Origin of the sequence: Fodinibius salipaludis (assembly GCF_002287075.1) — a bacterium.
GTDB lineage: Bacteria > Bacteroidota > Rhodothermia > Balneolales > Balneolaceae > Fodinibius > Fodinibius salipaludis.
Window position 1 is genome coordinate 81823 of record NZ_NSKE01000009.1, and the last position, 21233, is coordinate 103055.

18 protein-coding genes are annotated in these 21233 nt (G+C 40.5%); 10 read left to right on the forward strand and 8 right to left on the reverse strand.

Annotation, left to right across the window (positions count from 1 at the left end):
* Positions 1-36: 36 nt before the first annotated feature.
* The 8 genes from nosZ to CK503_RS12755 all read right to left on the reverse strand — a co-directional run bounded on the left by nosZ (position 37) and on the right by CK503_RS12755 (position 7447).
* Positions 37-2013 carry a Sec-dependent nitrous-oxide reductase gene (nosZ, locus tag CK503_RS12720; RefSeq protein WP_095607209.1) on the reverse strand — a complete coding sequence of 659 codons (1977 nt, stop codon included), beginning with the start codon at positions 2011-2013 and terminating at the stop codon, positions 37-39.
* Positions 2014-2045: 32 nt separating this feature from the next.
* Positions 2046-2519 carry a c-type cytochrome gene (locus CK503_RS12725; RefSeq protein ID WP_095607210.1) on the reverse strand — a complete coding sequence of 158 codons (474 nt, stop codon included), beginning with the start codon at positions 2517-2519 and terminating at the stop codon, positions 2046-2048.
* A gap of 218 nt (positions 2520-2737) precedes the next feature.
* The gene (locus tag CK503_RS12730; protein ID WP_217988415.1) at positions 2738-3190 is read right to left on the reverse strand and encodes an RrF2 family transcriptional regulator; all 453 of its coding nucleotides are present in this window, start codon (positions 3188-3190) and stop codon (positions 2738-2740) included.
* A gap of 115 nt (positions 3191-3305) precedes the next feature.
* Positions 3306-4307: a dTDP-glucose 4,6-dehydratase gene (gene rfbB, locus CK503_RS12735; protein WP_095607211.1), complete on the reverse strand. Its 1002-nt coding sequence runs from the start codon at positions 4305-4307 to the stop codon at positions 3306-3308.
* A 26-nt stretch (positions 4308-4333) separates the two neighbouring features.
* The gene (locus tag CK503_RS12740) at positions 4334-4612 is read right to left on the reverse strand and encodes a GIY-YIG nuclease family protein (protein WP_095607212.1); all 279 of its coding nucleotides are present in this window, start codon (positions 4610-4612) and stop codon (positions 4334-4336) included.
* Positions 4613-5265: 653 nt separating this feature from the next.
* Positions 5266-5811: a dTDP-4-dehydrorhamnose 3,5-epimerase gene (gene rfbC, locus CK503_RS12745; RefSeq protein WP_095607213.1), complete on the reverse strand. Its 546-nt coding sequence runs from the start codon at positions 5809-5811 to the stop codon at positions 5266-5268.
* A 59-nt stretch (positions 5812-5870) separates the two neighbouring features.
* Positions 5871-6743: a dTDP-4-dehydrorhamnose reductase gene (gene rfbD, locus CK503_RS12750; RefSeq protein ID WP_095607214.1), complete on the reverse strand. Its 873-nt coding sequence runs from the start codon at positions 6741-6743 to the stop codon at positions 5871-5873.
* Positions 6740-7447, reverse strand: a complete 708-nt coding sequence (locus CK503_RS12755; protein WP_095607215.1) for a sugar phosphate nucleotidyltransferase — start codon at positions 7445-7447, stop codon at positions 6740-6742. Before CK503_RS12755 ends, rfbD begins: the two co-directional genes overlap by 4 nt.
* A gap of 192 nt (positions 7448-7639) precedes the next feature.
* Between CK503_RS12755 and CK503_RS12760 the strand changes: the two genes are divergently transcribed.
* From CK503_RS12760 to CK503_RS12805, 10 genes are all read left to right on the forward strand, one after another.
* Positions 7640-11227: a DUF8693 domain-containing protein gene (locus tag CK503_RS12760; RefSeq protein WP_095607216.1), complete on the forward strand. Its 3588-nt coding sequence runs from the start codon at positions 7640-7642 to the stop codon at positions 11225-11227.
* A 202-nt stretch (positions 11228-11429) separates the two neighbouring features.
* Complete coding sequence (locus CK503_RS12765; RefSeq protein WP_176466310.1) at positions 11430-15137, forward strand: invasin domain 3-containing protein; 3708 nt, start codon at positions 11430-11432, stop codon at positions 15135-15137.
* Between the two features lie 204 nt (positions 15138-15341).
* Positions 15342-15746 (forward strand): hypothetical protein, encoded by a 405-nt coding sequence (locus CK503_RS12770; protein ID WP_095607218.1) that lies wholly within the window; start codon positions 15342-15344, stop codon positions 15744-15746.
* 9 nt (positions 15747-15755) lie between these two features.
* The gene (locus CK503_RS12775) at positions 15756-16331 is read left to right on the forward strand and encodes a hypothetical protein (protein WP_095607219.1); all 576 of its coding nucleotides are present in this window, start codon (positions 15756-15758) and stop codon (positions 16329-16331) included.
* Between the two features lie 15 nt (positions 16332-16346).
* Positions 16347-17612 (forward strand): DUF4900 domain-containing protein, encoded by a 1266-nt coding sequence (locus CK503_RS12780; protein WP_095607220.1) that lies wholly within the window; start codon positions 16347-16349, stop codon positions 17610-17612.
* A 48-nt stretch (positions 17613-17660) separates the two neighbouring features.
* The gene (locus CK503_RS12785) at positions 17661-18095 is read left to right on the forward strand and encodes a hypothetical protein (RefSeq protein ID WP_095607221.1); all 435 of its coding nucleotides are present in this window, start codon (positions 17661-17663) and stop codon (positions 18093-18095) included.
* 199 nt (positions 18096-18294) lie between these two features.
* Positions 18295-18813, forward strand: coding sequence for a hypothetical protein (locus tag CK503_RS12790; protein ID WP_095607222.1), 519 nt, complete (start codon positions 18295-18297; stop codon positions 18811-18813).
* Between the two features lie 2 nt (positions 18814-18815).
* A complete protein-coding gene (locus tag CK503_RS12795) occupies positions 18816-19418 on the forward strand; it encodes a hypothetical protein (RefSeq protein WP_095607223.1) in 603 nt (200 codons plus the stop codon).
* Positions 19411-19947 carry a hypothetical protein gene (locus CK503_RS12800; RefSeq protein ID WP_095607224.1) on the forward strand — a complete coding sequence of 179 codons (537 nt, stop codon included), beginning with the start codon at positions 19411-19413 and terminating at the stop codon, positions 19945-19947. The genes CK503_RS12795 and CK503_RS12800 overlap by 8 nt, the downstream gene beginning before the upstream one ends.
* A gap of 616 nt (positions 19948-20563) precedes the next feature.
* Positions 20564-21148, forward strand: coding sequence for a DUF4402 domain-containing protein (locus CK503_RS12805; protein ID WP_095607225.1), 585 nt, complete (start codon positions 20564-20566; stop codon positions 21146-21148).
* Positions 21149-21233 lie beyond the last annotated feature (85 nt).

Consider the following 21233-nt stretch of genomic DNA (forward strand, 5'->3'; position numbering starts at 1 on the left):
AGGCTTCACCCTCCTCTCCCCAAGGATTGAGGTCACTTACTGACCTGTGCTATAAGAAATTGGCGTATCTGAATTTTCTGGTGATACCCGTACATAACCCTGCATCTCCTGGTGCAGAGCTGAACAGAAGTCGGTGCAATAGAATGGGAAAACGCCTTCTTTCTTAGGCTCCCACTTTAATGTCAATGTTTCGCCCGGCATAATAAGCAGCTCGGCATTATTAGCTCCCTTCATTGCAAAACCGTGCGGTACGTCCCAGTCCTGCTCGAGGTTCGTAACGTGGAAGTACACCTCGTCACCTACTTTTATACCTTCGATATTATCCGGTGCAAAGTGACTTCGTATCGTAGTCATGTATACATGGACTTCGTTACCGTCACGTTCAACCCTGGTTGCCTTTTCACTTTTTGCAGCACGGGGGTGATTATTCTCATCGATTTCGTAGAATCGTTTCTGACGCTTCTTCACCTTGTCAGCTGTGATACCCTGGGCGTAGTGTGGCTCACCCTCTGTAGGGAAATCGAGCAGCAACTGCATCTTATCGCCTGAAATATCAATCAGCTGTGCCGAGTGAAACATCTCCGGACCTGTTGGCAGGTAACGGTCTTTGGTAATTTTATTCAATGCTACCAAGTATTTACCATCAGGATTTCGACTGTCACCACCCGGAATCATCAAGTGACCGGGAGAGTAATACACATCAATACGGTCTACGACTTCGGTTTTCTCGATATCCCATTTTACAATCTCGGATGAGATAAAGGCCGTTGTATACGCATAACCCTTACCATCAAACTCGGTGTGAAGCGGTCCCAAACCTGGGTTTTCCACTTCACCATGCAGAATGGAATCATAATTTAGTACCGGAATACCCTGATCTTCGCCTTCAAAATCTTTATTCTCGATAGCAGTCATCATTTTTTCAAATGAATGTACCGGAATTACAGTAGAAAGCTTACCACCAGCCGCGATGTATTGTCCCGTAGGATCTACGTCAACACCGTGAGGTGATTTAGGTGTAGGAAGAAAATAAACGATACCCTCCAGCTTACGCGGATCAAGTACACGTACCTCTTCAATGACTTCACTTTTAGCAATACCGCCTTCTTCATGATCGATATAGTTGCGATAGTGCTTTCCGGGGATCATTTTCCCTTTCCCTTCTTTGGCATATTCAGCTGCTTTTTTCCAGTTAATCGCAGCGATATAATCTTTATCATTTCGTGAGGCATTGATTTCCAGCATGGTATGTGCTTCCTCACTGTTATATGAAGTAAAGAACGACCATCCATCAGACGGACCTTTTCCTGCGTGAGAAAGATCATAGTTAAATCCCGGCATCATAATCTGGAAGTCAATATTCATCTTTCCTTCATCAGATACCTTGATAAAAGAGATAGTGCCTTTAAAGTTCTCTTTATAGCTGTCAATGCTCACATCCATATTCTCCAAATTATCCTCTTTCATTGGTATACTAAATCGTGTAGCCGCAGAAACGTATTCAGTATTTGGAGTTACAAATGATGATGCGTGGTTACCGGCCGAATTGGGAATCTCGATGATCTCTTGAGTCTTAAACTCATCCAGACCTATTCGAGCAATACGCGGAGTATTGTTTTCATTGATAAATACCCATCGTCCATCCGTCTCTCCATCTGTTTGAGAAAGTTCAGGGTGGTGAGCATCGCCCCACGGTACAAAACCGTCGGTGGTCTGCAACATAGCTTTTGTTTCTTCAGAATATCCATATCCATTTACTGCAGCCTGTGAAAAGACTGGAATAGTAAAGATATGTCGGCCCGATGGTAGTCCGTAAACGCCAAGCTGACCATTATATCCGCCGGAAAAAAATCCATAAAATTCGTCATGCTCTCCCGGTGCTACGTACACCTTCTCTGCAGCATCAGAAGAGGAACCAAACTCCCCGTTCGAGCTACATCCCATAGATAGAAAACCTATTGCTGCTACTGCCGTAAGCGGCCACAGCAAAGATTTCTTTAACAGTTTATTCATAGTATTATCCCTTTATATGTATTTGAGGTTAATTATTGTGATTCTTGTGCCAGATACTCTACCACAGCACGTGCCTTTTCTCTGGTTAATTGTTGATTTGTCATTCGTGTTGGATATTCTGACCCTATTGATTTTGCAACCGGATGCTTAGCAAGCATTTCTTCCGGATTTAAAATCATATTCATGACATAGGCGGGGGTGCGTGCATTCATAACACCGCCTAATGGTGGACCTACATAGCGACTGTCCAACTTGTGGCAGGCCCCGCATTTCATATCAAAAATGCGCATTCCCTCTTTTGCTAACTCAGGATCTATTTCATCAATTGTAATTTCTTCGTCAACTGGACCTATACCGTTCCGCATTTCAAAATCAGTAAGCTCCTGTTTTTCTTCCTGAGAATCTGTGCTATCCTTTTCACTATCCGAACTTTCGCCACAGCCTATAAGCAGTGTCACTGTTATTACTATCAATCCAGCAATTTTTAATATTTGGGTATTCATCATGCTTGTAGTTTTAAGAGTATTTTATCTTCTATTAATAATTTTGCAACTATTGTACCAAGTTGCTTCTTGATTATCATTTTAATTTAAAGCTTACTTAAGTGATTCTAAGGTCAATTTTAGTATTCCCCTTGAATACTCAGATAAGTCTATACCATCCGAATTTTGCATGGCTGCAAAACATTTCCCGTCAAAATTTGCGACAATGCAATACATCATGATTAACTCCAAATAAATTTCCCATCAGGTGTTATGCGCAAATCCTTTGCCTTTCCTTCCTTCGACATGTTCTGCAGGGTTGTGTTCATAAATACCTCATTAATCTCATCTCGAGTATCTTCCCACATCGCATGCATGGGACATGGTTTTTCACTCCCACATCCAGGTAATCCCAAAACACATTCGGTAAAAATGGCCGGACCATCAATAGCTACAACGACCTCTTTTAACGTAATTTCACTACCGGACCTTGACAGCCGTACTCCGCCCTTTGGTCCCTTCATGGATTCCAAAAGGTCAGCTGCCGTTAATTCCTGTAATATCTTTGTCAAAAAGTGAAATGAGATATCCAACTTGTCACTCAATCCTTTGATAGATATATATTTGTCTCCCGATATCGATGCCAGATAGATCGAAGCACGGAGCCCATATACACATGATTTCGAGAAGATCATTTCAAATTAAGTTTTAAGACAATTTTGTCTTAAATATAAACCGGTTATTAACAACCTTCAACTTTTTTTGATACTTAATTTTGGACATACAATAAAGAGACAGTAGGAGAGAATACTATTCGCTATATCGCCGGATATACCATTGTATTGTCTCTCTCAGACGCTGCTCAAATGATTCTTTACTATTCCATCCCAGCTCCTCCTTAATCTTGGAGGCGTCGATAGCATAGCGGAAATCATGTCCAGGACGATCCTTAACAAAAGTAATCAGGTTTTTGAAATCAGAACCTGGTGCATTTCCTGCTTCTTCATTAAGGATATCACAAATCTTTTTGACCAGATCAATATTTTTCCATTCGTTATTGCCGCCTATAATATAGGTTTGGCCGGCCTTTCCCTCGTTATAAACCAGATCCAATGCGCGACAATGCTCTCGAACATAGAGCCAATCGCGGACATTTTCTCCCTTTCCATAGACGGGAATATCATCATGATTCAGCGCCGTACGAATAACGGTAGGTATCAACTTTTCGTCGTGCTGATGTGGTCCAAAATTATTGGAACAATTCGTAGTAACCACATTCATCCCATAGGTATGATAATACGAACGAATAACAAAATCACTGCCCGCCTTTGATGCCGAATACGGCGAATTGGGAGCATATGGGGATTGCTCTGAAAAAGCGCCCTGCTCTCCCAGTTCCCCATAGACTTCATCGGTAGAAACGTGCAAAAATCGATTATTTTGCCACCGCTCCTCATCCTCTTGCCAAAACTGCCTGCACTCTTCAATCAAATTAAACGTCCCCACCACATTCGACTGAATAAACGGCTCTGGCCCCTTGATAGAGTTGTCTACATGCGATTCTGCAGCAAGGTGAAATACACCATCGGGCTTATAACTTCGAATAATATCCCGCACGGCGTTACGATCTACGATATCCAGCTTTTTAAAGGTGTATCGATTAGAATGTTTAATCTCATCGAGATATGACAGATCCGAAGCATAGCTAAGCTTATCAATATTGAGCAACTCGTACTCGGGATACTTTTCGTGCAAATAGAGCAACAAATTAGATCCTATAAATCCCGCCCCACCTGTAACTAATATTCTCATGTTAATCTTATATTCTAATTAAATTCTTAACTCTTATTCTCCTGTCCTGTGAAATACGATTTGAGTCTCTTTTTTACAAACATCTTTCCGTAATGGGTCTTTAGATACTTTTCGCGTCTGATGGCATCATCCTGACTCCTGCATCCTTCAAAATAAATGAGTTTCAATGGCCTGCGATGTTTAGTTGACTTTACCTTTCCTGCCTGATGCCTCTCAAATCGTGATCGCAGATCTTCAGTATATCCAGTATACCACTTACCGTCTTTCTGGCTCACCAAGATATATATGTAATAAAATGTACTCATAGTTTTCTGCAATCATTTCACGGGATAAATCCCGCCCCACCTGTAACTAATATTTTCATCGTAAATACTTATTTGTATTAAAGTTTCTTATTCTCATCCTCTCTTCCTGTAACAATTCCTTTTATTTATTTTTTCAAGTTAAAATATCCCTATAACATTCTTTTTCGGCTTGCCCCTTCCGAATACTCGGAACCAGCAAGCTGAGCTTGTAAAAGCTCAAGAGAAATTTAACTACTCAGTGCTGACTTCATCTATCAACGCTGATTACTTGCAATAGCAGCACCTCGTCAAACAGAAATTTCTCTGGTTTGACTTTGACCCTTTTAATAACCATTTCCTATTAAATATTTTTATTACTCCGGCATAAGGAATACTGCGTAAAATCCGAGGGTTTTAAAGAAGAATTTTGTACCGGCGTAGAATCATGAAATATCTTACAAAATGTGATGGACCATCAAAATTATTCTACCCGAAGGATGCAGCGTCTGCAGTATTCTCAGCCGGTCAATTTTTTGGTTCGTTTTTTCTTGACTGAAAAAATGAACATATCATGTAACATTAAATTTACGTTCTCAAAAACAATATAAAAATGAATGTGCGATCATTTTACAGGATAAATCCTGCTCCGTCCATAGCAATAATTCCCTTCCTCATCAGAACAAATCCTCGTCTTTAAGTTCCTGTAGCCGCGGTTGATACTGGTCTTTTTCAGAAATGATGGGATCAGTGACCTTCCAATCTATATTCAGTTCGGGATCATCCCATAGCAATCCCCGTTCTCCATCCGGGTAGTAATAGTCACTGCATTTATAGTACACCAACGCATCGTCCGACAATACTGAAAACCCGTGGGCAAATCCTTTGGGGATAAACATCTGGTGTTTATTTTCAGCTGAAAGTTCCATCGCCACGTGTTCGCCAAATGTGGGAGAATTCTGACGCAAATCTACCGCCACATCCAAAATAGCTCCCTGCATTACCATCAATAATTTATCCTGCTGACGCTCGATCTGGTAATGCAAGCCGCGTACGGTGTTTTTTTGAGATTTAGACAGGTTATCCTGTACAAAATGGACATCTAAATTTTTCTCCTTTAATTGCTCCTCCCGATAAGTTTCCAGAAAAAAGCCCCTTTCATCCCTGTATACCTTGGGTTTTAACAATAGTACATCGGGAATCTTAGTCTCTATTATTTCCATTTTATATTCACTGTGGCGATTATAATTTGAAAGCTAATATAATAATTTGGGATAGCATTCTATTGCAGCTGATCTAATAAATTCTGTAATCCTTTTCGCCAGTCAACAATCTTACTGTCCTCTATATCCTCAATCTTTTGTGTCCCTAATTTTGAGAAATACGGGCGTTTAGCTTTTGTCGGAAAAGCATCCGAATCAACAGCTTCAACATGTACCTCAATGTCACTCTTCTTAAAAATAGCCTTGGCCAAATCATACCAGGTGATTAATCCTTTGGACGTAACATGATAAGTCCCCATTGCCCCCGTACCAAGTAAATTCAGGCAATTCTCTACGACGTTTTCAGCAAACGAAGGACTACCCCACTGATCGTTAACAACTTGTAGTTCTTCTCGCTCTTGTCCCAGCTTAAGCATTGTTTTGACAAAATTAGAACCAAACTGACCACATAGCCACGATACCCGAATAATAAGATGATTTTCGGTTGTCTGACGAATTGCCTGTTCTCCCTCCCATTTTGTTTTACCATACCAGTTAACCGGATCAGCCGGATGTTCTTCGGGATAGCCCCCCGGAAATTCCTTTTTATTACGTTTTGTACCGGGGAATACATAATCCGTAGAAAAGTGCATCAATTTAAATTCCAGCTGCTGACTCAGTTCTGTCAGGTATAACGGTGCTTCCATATTGACCTTGCGGGCCAGTTTTTTGTGATCTTCAGCACCATCCACATCCGTAAAAGCTGCACAATTGATTACCACATCAGGCTTTTGCTCACGAAACTCATCGGAAACCTCCTGGTAATGGGTAATATCCAGATCGCTTGAGGTATATGGCAGCAACTTAATCTCATCGGGATAATCCTCATCAATAATACGTTGCCACTCCTTACCTAATTGTCCGGATGCCCCAAGTAGTAATGCTTTCATCATTCTTCGATCTGAACCAATTTATTTGCTCGCTTGTATGATGAGGGCGTTCCCGCGTCGGTCCACCATCCTTCCATCACCGAAAACCGCATGGCATCTTCATTGATATAATGATTATTGACATCTGTAATTTCAAGTTCCCCCCGATCAGACGGCTCCAGATCCCGAATATAATCAAACACCTTGGCATCATACATGTAAACGCCGGTCACCGCCAAATCACTTTTAGGCTGATCCGGTTTTTCTTCGATCCCCGCAATTTTCTCACCATCCACCTCGGCAACTCCAAAACGCTCGGGATCATCCACTTCTTTAAGTAAAATTTGTGCTCCACTACCGGGATAAGCATTCACCGCTTTATCCAACGACGTCTCAAAAATATTATCCCCCAAAATTACAGTCATGGAATCATTACCCACGAAATTCTCTGCCAGTCCCAGTGCCTGGGCAATTCCACCGGCCTCATCTTGCACTTTATAGGTAAACCGACAGCCAAAATCTTTGCCCGAACCCAGTAGGTTTACCACATCCCCCATATGCTCGGTGCCGGTAACAATTAATATTTCCTCAATACCCGCCTCCGTCAATTTATTGATGGGATGATAAATCATCGGTTGATTCCCCACTGGCAACAAGTGCTTATTTGTTACTTTTGTTAAGGGATACAATCGCGAACCTGTGCCCCCTGCTAAAATAATTCCTTTCATATTATTAAGAGAATTTCACATTAACATTTTATTATTCATTCCGATAAGTATTAATAGTAACTTATCTTAGGGTATTACCCTACACATGGTATTGCCTTTAACATCAATCGGTTGCAAAATTTGGTTCCAAAAATACAATTTAACTTCTCTATAATCATATATGGTTTTTTCTGTGGCATAGCCATACTATCATTGGGTTTTGCACCTACTGAAGTACATGCACAAACAAAAACCTGGACGGGGAATATTGATTCTGAATGGCATAAAGCAGGAAACTGGACTCCCAATGGAGTTCCGGGCCCGAGCAATGATGTTCAAATACGACCTAATAATGGTAACCCCTACCCCATTATAACAGAACAGAATGTTACGGTAGTAAGTATTCAAGTGACAAACTACGACGGTGGAGAGCTTACTGTTTCAGGTGGTCGTACCCTAACAATTACTGATGGATTAACCTTCGCGGATACTGGAACTTTATTTATTCAAGAAGGTGGAGCTGTAAACCTAACCGGTAATTCTTTTGATATGGGATACGGCAATACACTGATAGATATATCAACTGGCAGTTTTACCAGTGAAACTGATATAACCATTAAAGGTGATGGATTTAATGCCGGTTCAGGGACAGTAACCATAAACGGTGATTTGAAGATTAATAACGACAAAGTATTCAATGTTGAATCCGGAGATATAACTGTTTCAGGCATCACCAATATCAATGGAACATACAATGGGGATGATGGAATAACTACTTTTCATGGAGCTGCAAATGTAGAAAGTGGCGGTATTATAAACTTGGATACCGGTACAATTAATTTCAATGAAGGGGTTTTTATAGGTAATAATGGAACAGCAAATCTGGGTAGTGGAACTGTAAATATAGATGGAAATACTACCATCAGCAGCAGTGGCTATTTCAATGTACAAGATGCAACGGTAAATATAACCGGAGATGCTGATTTCACCAGCAATGGTAACTTAAGTGTGAACAATGGTTCAATTAATGTTGAGGGCGATGCATCCCTGTCCGGCGGTGGTACCTTTGACTTCAATAATGGCTCTCTAAGTGTTGGAGAAAACGCCTCATTCACCGGGGGGGGAACCGTAAATGCCGGTAATGCAGAAATGGAGTTTAAAGGCGACCTGGAAGTCCCATATGGTGGAACGTTTAACGCCGGTACCAGCACTGTTACGTTCAGTGGTTCACCTTCTCAGATTAATACTAATGGCGACGATCTGAGCTTCTATAATGTCGAGGTCAGCTCTGGGTCAACACTGCAAACAGATGGATCATCTGAAAATACCATTACTATTGAAAATGACCTTACTGTTGAAGAAGGCGGACAGGTAGAAATTCAAGATGACGATACCATTGATATTCAGGGGAATCTGGACAATCAAGGAACTATAAACAGTCAACGGCCATTCGTTTACGACATCACGACTCCCTCGCTTACTAAAGTACTCATTGAGTTTGATCAGGAGATGGATCCGCAATCGACTGGGCAACTATCAAATTATTCGATCAACAAGGGTATTTCCATTAACAGCTTAACCTTTAATACCAGTAATAAAAGGGAAGTACTGTTAGATGTCTCTTCGCTAACCGAAAATGTAGAGTATGAACTTGAAGTCAATAACGTTAAATCTGCTGCCGGTGGTCAGATATCCCAAAACCATATAAAAAGATTTATCCCCATAGTTGATATCACCTATTACAGCCGCCAATCTGGTAGCTGGGATGATCCCACCTCATGGTCTACTGAAAGCCATACCGGAAATCCGGCCTCAGAAATTCCAAATGACCAAGACGGAGAGGGGGCTATTGTTGGTAATAATCATACTATTACCTTGGACTCCAAACAAGATATTAGCAACCTTAACGAATTAACTATAGACAATACCGGTACACTCGCAGTTAGCTCTGGAGATACCCTTGTGCTTAATGAATTTATAATAATTGGAGGCGGCACCTTTGATCTACAGAACAATGGTACACTCCAGATAGGATCAGCAGAAGGAATTTCATCGTCAGAGACCAATACCGGCAATATTCAAACTGAATACAGGAATTTTAGTAGCTCTGCCAACTACTGGTACCAGGGTACAGCCAACCAAAATACAGGTTCGGGATTACCGCAGCAGGTTAACGATCTGCGTATTGATAACAGCGAGGGCGTTACAGCTACAAATAACCTGCAAATAAACAGTACGCTTTACCTGCAAAATGGCTCACTAACAATACCTTCCGGGCAGGGCCTTATTGCCAACAACAAATCAATTAGCAATGGGAACCTAACATTTACGCGCATTCTCTCTGGTGAACCGGGTTGGCGTATGCTTTCATCACCTGTATCAGCTACGGTTAATAATTTTTTGAGTAATATCATTACGCAGGGATACGAAGGAGCTTATTATGATGCAAGCGTAGCTCCAAATGATACTCTTCAGCCTAATGTGCTATACTATGATGAAACCTTTAAGGGGACTGATAATCAACGATGGAGAGTCCCTTCATCTGCATCAAATCAAATTGATCCCGGGCTGGGATACCATGTATACCTTTTTGGGGATGTCGTTGGCGATGAGCGGTATAACGATACTTTACCCGATACCCTCTCAGTAACCGGTCAAGAGCATTCTGGTCTCATCGATCTTAATGTTACCTATACGGCCGAAGCAGACACCGGTTGGAACCTTGTGGGTAATCCTTATGGTGCTCCTATTAATTGGGATAATAGCAGTGGATGGACTAAAACCAATATCGATCAAACAATCTATATTTGGGAACCTGACGACAACTCGTACAAAACCTGGAACGGCTCTACAGGCACGCTTGCAAACGGGATTATCCCTCCCTTCCAGGCTTTTTGGGTAAAAGCCAATGCTCCCCAAAATAATGGTTCCGTAGAACTGTCGGTTACTGGTGAGGCAAAAACCCTACAGTCAGCTTTTAATTTCGTTGGAAAAAGAACAGGTGATGCAAATCCGGAAATCGAGCTCCACCTAAAGCACGAAGGAACCACGAACCGAATGTTTTTCAGCTTTTATGAAGATGCAAAAGTTGGCAAAGATTCGCGTGACGCTTATCACCTGCAACCACCTCCCGAGACATCCAATTACGCTGAACTTTTTTCAATAGGCCGACGAAATAACCGTTATAATATTAATGCTCTCCCTATCACATTCGGGGTTCCTATAGAAATTCCAATCAGTGCAAACGTAGTTAGAAATAGTCAAAAAGTTACTGAATCCGTAAATCTACAAATTTCCGATATTAAAAATATACCTTCAAGCTGGGATGTGACATTAATTGATCGCATAACAGGACAAGAAATAACTCCTTCAAAGGGAACTCGCTATTCTTTTAAAACATCAGGAGAAAAGAACAGCAAAGGAGAAGATTCCCAACCATTACAAAAGGACTATCAAATTTTAAGTGAAGCGGATCCTTCAAAGGCACGTTTCGCCTTACGGATAGATCCCGGAGCATTGGGAACTGGCCTGCCCAAAGAAATTGATCTCAAACAAAATTATCCCAACCCATTTAACCCCACTACAACAATTCGGTTTACACTTCCAATCCAAAACGAAGTTACACTCGAGGTATTTAATATTCTTGGCCGAAAAGTTGCCACACTGTTTAAGAATAAGTCATTCCAGGCTGGGTTACATAGTATTAATTGGAATGCTTCGAATGTTGCCAGTGGCACGTATATCTATCGGTTAACCACCGATGAAAAGGTTGTTACAAAGAAAATGACTCTCATTAAATAGTCTCTCCTATTAGTAGATTAAGTGATTATAATCTACAAGATGGTATTGTTTACTTATATTTTGTAATAAATTTACGGACATATAGGTAAATATTAGAAAAGTTTTTCTACAGGCATTCTAAATTCAATACCTCTTACCCATGGGATGCAAAATGGAAATAAGAGACTTCCCATTTGTAGTTACTATAAAAATACTTCTGGCTGTGAGTATAGCTATGATGTTCACAGCTCCTGCTTTTGCTCAAAATGTGATTCCCTCACATGATACGCTCTCAGCAGATCAAGTAAGCGGTTCCTTCACTACCCTTTCTGGTCCTGAAATTGAGGAATCCACACCGGGACAGTTAGAACTAAATGAAACGATTACTCTTAAAGCCCCCGCTGGATATGAGTGGGATACCGGTGGTAGTCAGCCAACCATCACAATTGAGCCAAATAATGATTTTGGATTCACCCAACTTGATCTCTCATTTGTCTCCCGAACTTCCACTGAAATAACCTTCAGAGTGGATCAAGAAAGTGGCAGCTTCTTTTTTACTCCCCTCCCGGGCATTGTAATATTTGAGAATATGCGCATAAGACCCACAAAAGGTCTTCTGCCAAATAAGGGTAATATAAAAAATATGGGGACAACAGGTCCGGCGGGGACAACCAATTATGGTACCCTAACAATGGTAGCAGGAAATGCCGCTGAATTGGCTTTCCAACGACAACCTTCAGACGCTACAGTTAGTGAACCTATCGCCCCGTCAGTTCAGTTACAACTTAAAGACCAATTCGGTAATAAGGTTGAAACAAGTGGGATATCTATCAATATAACTCTGGCTTCGGGTACCGGTACTATTTCTGGTACGCTAACACAAACAACCAACAGTTCAGGAATAGCAAGCTTTTCTAATCTGGAAGTCAGTCAAACCGGTTTAAAAACAATACAAGCCGTTGGATCAGGGTTGACATCTGTAACCAGCGATACTTTTGAAGTTCTGAATAGTGGAATACTAACAAAATTTCTAATTACCACTACAGAAGGAGAACCCATCTCCTCACAGACAGCAGGCCAAAATTTTGATATTCGAATAACAGCTGTAGATGGGGCAAATAATACTATTTCAAGCTTTGATGGCTCCGTTAATATTTCTTCTGATGGTTCCCTATCAGAGGGAGAAGGAACTACTGCAAATTTTGAAAATGGAGTACTTTCATCACATTCTATTACATTTTCAAATACCGGAACCTTTGCTTTAACCGCTACCGAAACAGATGGCTCATCAAGTGGTGAAAGCAATGATTTTACGGTAACTCCCGGGCCAGTGGATCCAGGTAATTCCCAAATAACAGCTGATCCTACCTCAGTCCAAAATGATGGTTCCAGCACTTCCACGATTACTGTAACCCTGCGGGATGCGAATAATAACAGACTGAACACCGGGGGTAACAATATCACCCTTAGTACAACGGCTGGTTCTCTTGGTTCCATTTCTGACAACAATGACGGCACATATACAGCAACATTGACATCAACAACAACCGAAGAAACAGCTACAATTACCGGAGATGTAAATTCTCAAGCTATTTCTGATGATGCCTCTGTCATCTTCGCAAATATATTTATATGGCAAAGTGCTTCAGGTATTTTTGGGTTGGGTGATAACTGGAACCGCGCTCAAAACTGGAACCAGAATGCAGTACCTGGCCCGGGAAATGTTGTTTTAATACCTACTAACCCGGCAAACGGAAACCTTTTCCCAGTAACAGATGGGGTTGATCCATCTGTGAAGTCGCTTTCTATTGAAGCAGATGCAAGTATCACACTTTCCAATCAGGATACTTTAACCATTGCGAATGATCTGAACGGTGAAGGTTCTGTCAATGCAGATCCAGGATCATATTTGAGAATAGGAAAGGATATTACAATTAGCGATTTAGTTTTACCCGGCACAACGGTTTCATTAAATGGTACTAACAGCCAAGAAATAATCTCCCCTCTTGAAACCGATACCTTAGTTATTCAAAACAGTGGCGCAGGGGTATCAGCTTCAGCAGATGTTACTGTAAACAACGTGATGAATATCAAAAATGGGGAGAGTTTGGCTATAGACGGTAACACACTCTTGGTTTCCGGAGATATTATTGGTACCGGTTCGCTAAGTGGTTCAAACAGTACGCTTCGCTTTGGGGGAGACATCACCACCCTAAGCTCCATAGATGCCTCTTCTTCAGAAGTAATTTTCGAAGGTTCTTCCAAACAGCTTTTTAATAACTCAATGACGAATATTGAAAATCTTATTATTGATAACACTGCCGGAGTTACGACTAAGAATAATGTTACTGTTCGCGACCAACTTTCATTGACCAATGGAACCCTAACCATAGGTTCAGGATTTAGCCTTATTGCCAATAATAAAAATATCAATAATGGGAACCTTCGATTTCTGAGAGAAATAACCGGTAATCCTGGCTGGCGGTTGCTATCAGCTCCTGTCAATTCTACACACGGAGATTTTCTCGACTCCCTTGTCACGCAAGGATATCCCGGTGCATTTTACGATTCTGAGGTTGCTCCCAACGACACTTTACAGCCCAACGTTTTCTGGTATGATGAAACCCAGCCCGGAACTGACAATGAGCGTTTTCGAACGCTTTCTTCTGCCAGTACTCCTACTGTCAGCGGTCGGGGATTATTTGTATATGTTTTTGGAGATGTCCCAAGTGATTCCAGATATAATCAGGCACTGCCAAAAACGTTATCAATATCGGGGCAGGAGTTTGAAGGTAGTGCAAATAAAGTCGATTTAAATGTTACCTACACTGCCGAAGCTGACACCGGTTGGAATTTGGTGGGGAATCCTTATGGAGCTTCTATCGATTGGAATCATATTTCCTGGACAAAAACAAATATCAGTAATACTATCTACGTTTGGGACCCAGACGCAAATAATGGAAACGGCGAATATCTCTATTGGAATGGGGTAACGGGCACACTACCCGATGGTATTATTCCTCCCTTTCAGGCTTTTTGGGTGAAAGCAAGTGGAAGCAACCCACAATTAAAAGTCGATAAATCAGCTAAAACAACCGGGGGAACATTTTATAGAAAAGAATCGGGGAAACAAATAAATGATACCCCAATCATAGAATTCATGTTAGAATCGGGAGACATGAAGACTCGTAGTCACATCACATTTTCAAATTCAGGAAAAAAAGAATGGGACGAAAATGACGGGTATTGGCTCACCCCTCTCTCAGACACTTATCTGGAACTTTATACTATCCTTGAAAATGACAGTCGGCTTTCACTTAATAATCTACCCCGCAAATTCGGGAGTTCTATAGAAATTCCAATCTTTATTGGAGGTTTTAAAAATGGTCAAGGGATCTCGGGCAGTGCATTATTATCTTGGTCTACCAATACTCAAATACCTGAAGGATGGACACTGACACTTACAAACAATAAAACCGGAAAAACAGTAGATATGCGTAACAATCCATTTCTTCAGACTAATCTTTCATCCTCCAAAGAAAAGAAGGCTCCAAATTATACCTATTCCGGAAACCCGGTAACCAAAGGAAAAGCTAAAAATAAGGAAGAAAATGCTCGGTTTACTTTAAAAATTAGTCCGGGATCTGATGCTGATGATATCCCTGAACAAATGAAGGTTCATCAAAACTATCCCAATCCTTTTAATACAAGTACCAAAATAGAATTCGGCCTGCCACAAAAAACCGAAGTCACCATCGAAGTTTTTGATATCCTTGGACGCCGTGTTGCTTACTTGGCAGATGATAAGTTATATCCAGCCGGTTTTCACACTATCACGTGGGCTCCCACCAACTTGGCAAGTGGTGTTTATCTTTATCGAGTTCGTACTGAGGAAAAAGCTATTACCAAAAAGATGACCTTTATTAAGTAACTCCAATATTCATTACACAGTTTTAATACGTTATTCTCATTCAAGTTACTTAACATCGAATCAGAGGTTACAAATCATCTATAGAAGCAGATAATGGTATTATAGTATTAAAAGAAATAACCTGAAAGATTAAAACTTGTAACATCTATAACCTTTGGGACTCTTATATTATAAATATGGTTGGCTTAAACCAAGAAAAGACCTATGAATGATTATTCTGACATAATATTTCTGATGGGAGCGATGGTCATATTTTCGCTACTATCTGTGAATACAAGTCGGATGTTTCAAATGAACAACCGGGTACAAATGGAAGCAGAAATTGAATATCATGCGGTATCTATTGCCCAAAATGAGATTGACAGGGTAAGATGGATTGAATCAGAGTCTGCTTTTGATAACTATGTTAATAATTCTTTCCCAAAAGAGGTACCGATAGCCATTAACAATGACACACTTTTCTACGATGTGGGTATGGATGTTACCGATATAAATATTTCCGGATCAAATACTACTAATAAAAAGGCCACTGTAACTGTCACAAATAAGTTTTTAGAAACCAATGATACTGGCGTAAAGTTACAGTTTATTAAAAGCTTTACTAACTGAGGGGTATATATGAATTTTGGCATTACAACCAGTTTTGTAGTCGGCGGACTTCTACTTTTGGCAATGCTTCATTTAAACGGTCAAGTACTCCAAAATTCAGTAGAAATTACGCTAAATGCTACAGATAAAACTAAGGTTGAAACCATACGGCAAGTTATAACCCAAGATTTAAAACGAATTGGGTTTGGAAATAACAGTAGCATAGCAGCATTTAATCCCCCAAACTTTATCAACTTTAGGGCAGATGTTCACGGACAAGGGACATCACAGGTAATCTGGAATTTCCAAGAGAACGTACAGGTCAATGAAACAACCAATCCCGATGACCGGGTTCTCAGACGAAATGGACCAATTGATTCTACCGGTGGATCCAGACCAACAGTTTTTAACGTCGTAGATTTTTCAATGACCGGCTACAGTGATGCCCAAGGCACAAATGTTACAACCGATAGAAATCAGATTAGAAGTATTCGTGTAAAAATTGTTACCGAATCTCCGGAACCATTGAACGGGGCTAATGGACAAAATTACTACCCACGAACAGTTTGGGAGAAACTTATTGTGCCCACTAATCTACAATTCTAATCAATAACATCAATTATGGGACGAGGACTACTTATACTTGTTTCAGGCTTAGTCATTATTGTGGGCTTGGTACAACAATCAATCAGTAACAGAATCATAGCAATTCCTGAACGAACTGTTGACTACCATCAGGAAACGGATGTTCAAAACGTTGCGAACAGTGTTTTGGAATACGGCATGGAAGAACTTAACAATAATCAGCAGTGGACTGCCGGTCTTTCGGAAAGCGATTTTATGGGAGCCGAGGCTACGCTACAAGTATTTAATTTCCAGGATTTTGTTAATAATAACCCCAACATCCCTGCCGATCACGATATCCAAAACTGGGATCAATGGACACTCCTACTTGTAAGTACAGCAGAGACAAATAGTACCAGAGCTGTAGTGGAAGCCCATATCACCCAAGACTCATTTTCTCGCTATGCCTTTTTTAGCAATGATGAAAATGGTGTCAATTTCACCAGTACAGATGTTATAAATGGCCCTGTCCATACCAATGGCACCCTTAATTTCTCTGGCACGCCTACCTTCAATGGCCCTGTCAGCAGTCCCAATATGTGGAACGGTAATGCCAATCCTCAATTTAACGGTCCCACTAATTTTTCAGCGCAAGAGATTCCACTTCCAACTAACAATCAGGCCAATCAACTTCGGACCCAGGCACAAAACGGGGGGCTATCGTTTAATACGAATATTAATGTTGTTTTTAATAACGATGGCACGGTTAATATTTCACGAAATGGAAATCCCCCCACAACTTTTAATTTAAATAATACAAATGGTGTTATTTCTTCTTCCGATACCGTAACAGTTCAAGGTACGGTAAATGGACAGGCTACAGTTCACTCCTCCAGTCAAGTTCGCATTTCCGGAGATATTAGGTATCAAAATCCTGGACAAAACTCATCGGATGTGTTGGGAATCGTAAGTCAAGGTAATATTAACGTAAATCAGAATGCTCATAGAGCATCCGGCACCCAAGACCTAACCATTCATGCATCCATGATGGCAATAGGCCAGGGTAATTCATTCCAACTTGCAAGGTTCAATGATGGGGTGACCCGCGGTACGTTAAATTTGTTGGGAGGCATTCAGCAAGATACTCGTGGTCCTGTAGGGCAATTTACATATAACTGGAGGGGCCGCCCTGTTCTAACATCAGGTTTTGCCAAAAACTATACGTTTGATACACGGTTAGGTCAAATGAATCCTCCCTTTTATCCGCGGCAAAGTACCTTTTCAGTACAGTATATCAAAGAAAAGCCTGTTGAATTCTTATAAACACACTTCTCATATTACCAAGACTATTTGAAAAATAGTGGTAGCATCATGTCATATACAGATTCTGATAACAAAAACAATTGGTATTCAATGATTAAACGTACAATAGGTCTTCTTTTTATTGTAATGGCTGCATTAACTTTTAATAGTTATGGGCAGGCTAAAATCACATTTAAGGTAAACTTGACTCCCCAGCTTGAAGATAGTGTTTTTATCCCTGGCAGAGATCAAATATATCTTAAGGGAGATGTATTTCCTCTTTCAGCCTCTCGCAAAGTCTATCTGAAAGATACAGCCCCAGTTGACAGTGTCTATGAAACCACGGTAAACTTCCCCTCTACAGCAAGTGGTAAACGTTTGAACTACAATTTTTATATCCGAACTCCAGACCAGACGATGAGCGAGCAAATGAAGCGGCAGTTAGGAATTGGGGCAAAAGATCTGGAACTGAATGCAACTTATTTTAACAGGTTTACATGGTAAACTGCTGCTAAGCCATACGATCTTAAAAAAAATTAACCCCCGTTAAATTCATATAATATTTAACGATTCTAATCCAATGCAGAGGAACCTCTCCTCTGCATTTTTTATTTTGTTATATACTAAATACAAAAGAAGGACACTTAGGTTTTATTTTAATTACACAAAACATCTTGCCTCAGAAGAGGCTATATTCTATAAGATGAACAAAAATATCTCTACATTTTTTCTGCTGTTCGTGACATTACTCTTAGTACCAATGGGTTCTCTACTGGCTCAACAAAATGAGAATGGCACTGACGTAAATATCAATGTTTCGGCACAAGTCATCAGCAGTATTGAAATGATTACCATTAATTCGATGAACTTATCAGAAGTTGAACCTGAAAATAATCGGATTAGCATTAATCCCCAGAATAGTACCAATGCTGGTAAAATGATCGCTATCGGAAACCCGAACTCTGAGATACGCATAAGTTATCTTGAACAACGTGAACTTACACAGCCCCAGAGATCCGAAACCCTGATTTTTAACTACGAGGTAGCTGGTAATACTGAAGATGACCAGTCATCAGCAAAGATCTTGGACCGGGAAAACCGCGATTTTGAATTTAACGAAGACGGACGTTTTTATCTTTGGATTGGGGGCAATGTCGATATTTCAACGGCCAGTCCCGGTAACTACCAAGGTGAATTCACTATAGATATTGAGTATATATAGTCATGAAAAAAATTTTATTCTATATATCACTCTTAGTCCTCATTCCCACAGCCGGGTATGGGCAAATTAATTTTAGTGCTTATGCTGATTATGGTCTCGAAATCATTAACACCCCACAGGATCTTGATTTTGATCAAGTAGGTCCTATTATTGCTGATGGCAGTACCTACTCCCTTGATGTGCATGAGGGAAATTATACGATCATTGAAATTATTGGTGTTAAATACCTGGATATATATGTAGATGTAACTGCAGAAGACTTAACCGGGAATAATACCGGAGAGATCATTGATTTTACACTAAATGCCGCTTACAGTAACCAGTTGGGGAATGCTAAAAATCCGGCCAGTGTGAGCCTAAAATATATCAATGTTGCTAATAATACTTTCAATATCCGTGTTCCTATACTGGAGCGGCAAAGCCAACCTCCAAATCCTCCTCCAACCCCTCCAACCAAGGCCACCGATTTAGATCCAAAATCGGATTATTCCAATCCTCTTTATGAAACCTTATATCTTTATCTGTATGGAGATATAGTAGTCCCCGAAGGTACAGCAGCTGATGCCTATACTGGTACAGTCACAATTAACATCAGCTATGATTAATCCCAATATTGACACGTCTATACTGGCGAAGACTTTTCTCCTTGCAGTTATCCTATTTTTAGTAAATGGTATAGCTTCTCAAGCACAATTTATTGATCTCCAGCTGAATATTGATTCGAAAATAACTGCTCGAACCGAACAACCCCTTGAATTTGGTACATTGATGACCAACAGTGGTCGACGCATGATTGAGCTGGGCAGTCCCAATATGGGTATTTTCAGTATTACAGCGCTCGAAAATCAGATGCTTCTGGTAACGCTGGATAAACCTACTGAGCTTCGACATATGAATCCCTCCATAGATGATGTTATTCCGCTGGAACTGTTTTCAAGATACGCCTATTCGGCTCGAAATTATGAAACCTCTTATCCCCTGTCGGGTACGGTCAGCAGTATCAAGATAGAACCAAATTCGGACCCTGGGCCATGGAATTCCATCTATATTTTTATGCATGGCTCAGTGGATGTTGGTAATGTCCGGGATGGTACCTATGCCAACGAAATTGTGCTCAGTGTGGTATATCTTTAGCTCCTGTCATGTCGATTCTATCGAACCTACTACTCTAAAACTTCGATGGGTAACCGTGCTATAGTAAATCTCTCTAAGGCAAATTAGGTCTCTCCCCTTCCTCCTACAAACTCAGGTTGCGACGACAATTTATATAACGCTAAACAGATTGTCATTCCGAGCGGGTCGTAATCTATCCTGCTCCATCTATCAATATTAGATTATGGTAGATCTCCCCACTACACTCGGAAAAACTTCAGCCAAGATCACATATAAGAAAGCTTTGGTATTCAGGTGGGACATTCATGCCACTTGCTTCTACATTCTCTTTTCTAACTCCTCCCATTTAACAGTCATATTAATGATTTATAATTTGTGAAATAATGGCTACCTGTTAGTTTAGTAGCGGAAAATACAGATTCCAAAAACGGCTTATATGCTATGTATTCCTCGTTTTATACCAGCTATAGCAGCAGTTATCTGCAACGGTTTTAGGAATCAAATGTTAAGGAGCATTAATGCAGATTAAAAGGTTCTTAATTAATAGAACTTAATTTTAAGGCTCTCAGAAACTCCTTAAGTTTTAGCTGAAGAAAAAAAATTAAACGGTTATTACTCGCAACAAAAAATAAATATCATGAAACGGTCAATATCTCTACTCACGGTTTTAGCTTTCGTTTTGGCATTCAGCGGAAGTGTTTATGCACAGAATGATGTGGTAAATACGTATGCTAATGTAATTCAGGATGTAAGTTACGCAACACAAACAGATCTCAACTTTGGAGATTTTGAAACATCTTTCACTTCAGGATCTGCGACCATTGATCCGCTTAATGCTTCTAACGATAGTGGGGTAAACGGTTCAAGAGGAGCAACAGATGGTTATAGTGCTGGTAAGGTTTTTATTTCTGGTGCAAGTGATCAATCTGTTACCGTAGATTTAAACACATCAACTATACAATTAACCCCACAGTCAGGTGGCTCGAGTGATTATTTTACGCTCAATCCAATCGCCATGTCACATACTACAGGGCAAAATAGTTCTAACTCTGGTGGTAATAACTTGCCAGACGGTGGACAAGTTGACCTTGACAGTAGTGGTGATGCAACCGTTTGGATTGGTGGCGATTTGACCCCAACTGATGATGATGGAAGTGGCATGACTCCTGATTCATATGCCAATGAATCGGACCTTACCTTGACAATTAACTATACGTTTTAATCATCACAGTATAGTAGTCTTTGAGAATATAAAGCTTCAGAGCCTTGAAATATGCTCTGAAGCTTTTTTTATACAAACGAACTTT

Coding starts and splice junctions, on each gene's coding strand:
- CK503_RS12725 (WP_095607210.1), bottom strand. CDS start 2,519: ATGATGAATACCCAAATATTAAAAATTGCTGGATTGATAGTAATAACA.
- CK503_RS12770 (WP_095607218.1), top strand. CDS start 15,342: ATGAATGATTATTCTGACATAATATTTCTGATGGGAGCGATGGTCATA.
- nosZ (WP_095607209.1), bottom strand. CDS start 2,013: ATGAATAAACTGTTAAAGAAATCTTTGCTGTGGCCGCTTACGGCAGTA.
- CK503_RS12780 (WP_095607220.1), top strand. CDS start 16,347: ATGGGACGAGGACTACTTATACTTGTTTCAGGCTTAGTCATTATTGTG.
- CK503_RS12800 (WP_095607224.1), top strand. CDS start 19,411: ATGATTAATCCCAATATTGACACGTCTATACTGGCGAAGACTTTTCTC.
- CK503_RS12790 (WP_095607222.1), top strand. CDS start 18,295: ATGAACAAAAATATCTCTACATTTTTTCTGCTGTTCGTGACATTACTC.
- CK503_RS12775 (WP_095607219.1), top strand. CDS start 15,756: ATGAATTTTGGCATTACAACCAGTTTTGTAGTCGGCGGACTTCTACTT.
- CK503_RS12805 (WP_095607225.1), top strand. CDS start 20,564: ATGAAACGGTCAATATCTCTACTCACGGTTTTAGCTTTCGTTTTGGCA.
- CK503_RS12785 (WP_095607221.1), top strand. CDS start 17,661: ATGTCATATACAGATTCTGATAACAAAAACAATTGGTATTCAATGATT.
- CK503_RS12755 (WP_095607215.1), bottom strand. CDS start 7,447: ATGAAAGGAATTATTTTAGCAGGGGGCACAGGTTCGCGATTGTATCCC.
- CK503_RS12795 (WP_095607223.1), top strand. CDS start 18,816: ATGAAAAAAATTTTATTCTATATATCACTCTTAGTCCTCATTCCCACA.
- rfbB (WP_095607211.1), bottom strand. CDS start 4,307: ATGAGAATATTAGTTACAGGTGGGGCGGGATTTATAGGATCTAATTTG.
- rfbC (WP_095607213.1), bottom strand. CDS start 5,811: ATGGAAATAATAGAGACTAAGATTCCCGATGTACTATTGTTAAAACCC.
- CK503_RS12730 (WP_217988415.1), bottom strand. CDS start 3,190: ATGATCTTCTCGAAATCATGTGTATATGGGCTCCGTGCTTCGATCTAT.
- CK503_RS12740 (WP_095607212.1), bottom strand. CDS start 4,612: ATGAGTACATTTTATTACATATATATCTTGGTGAGCCAGAAAGACGGT.
- rfbD (WP_095607214.1), bottom strand. CDS start 6,743: ATGATGAAAGCATTACTACTTGGGGCATCCGGACAATTAGGTAAGGAG.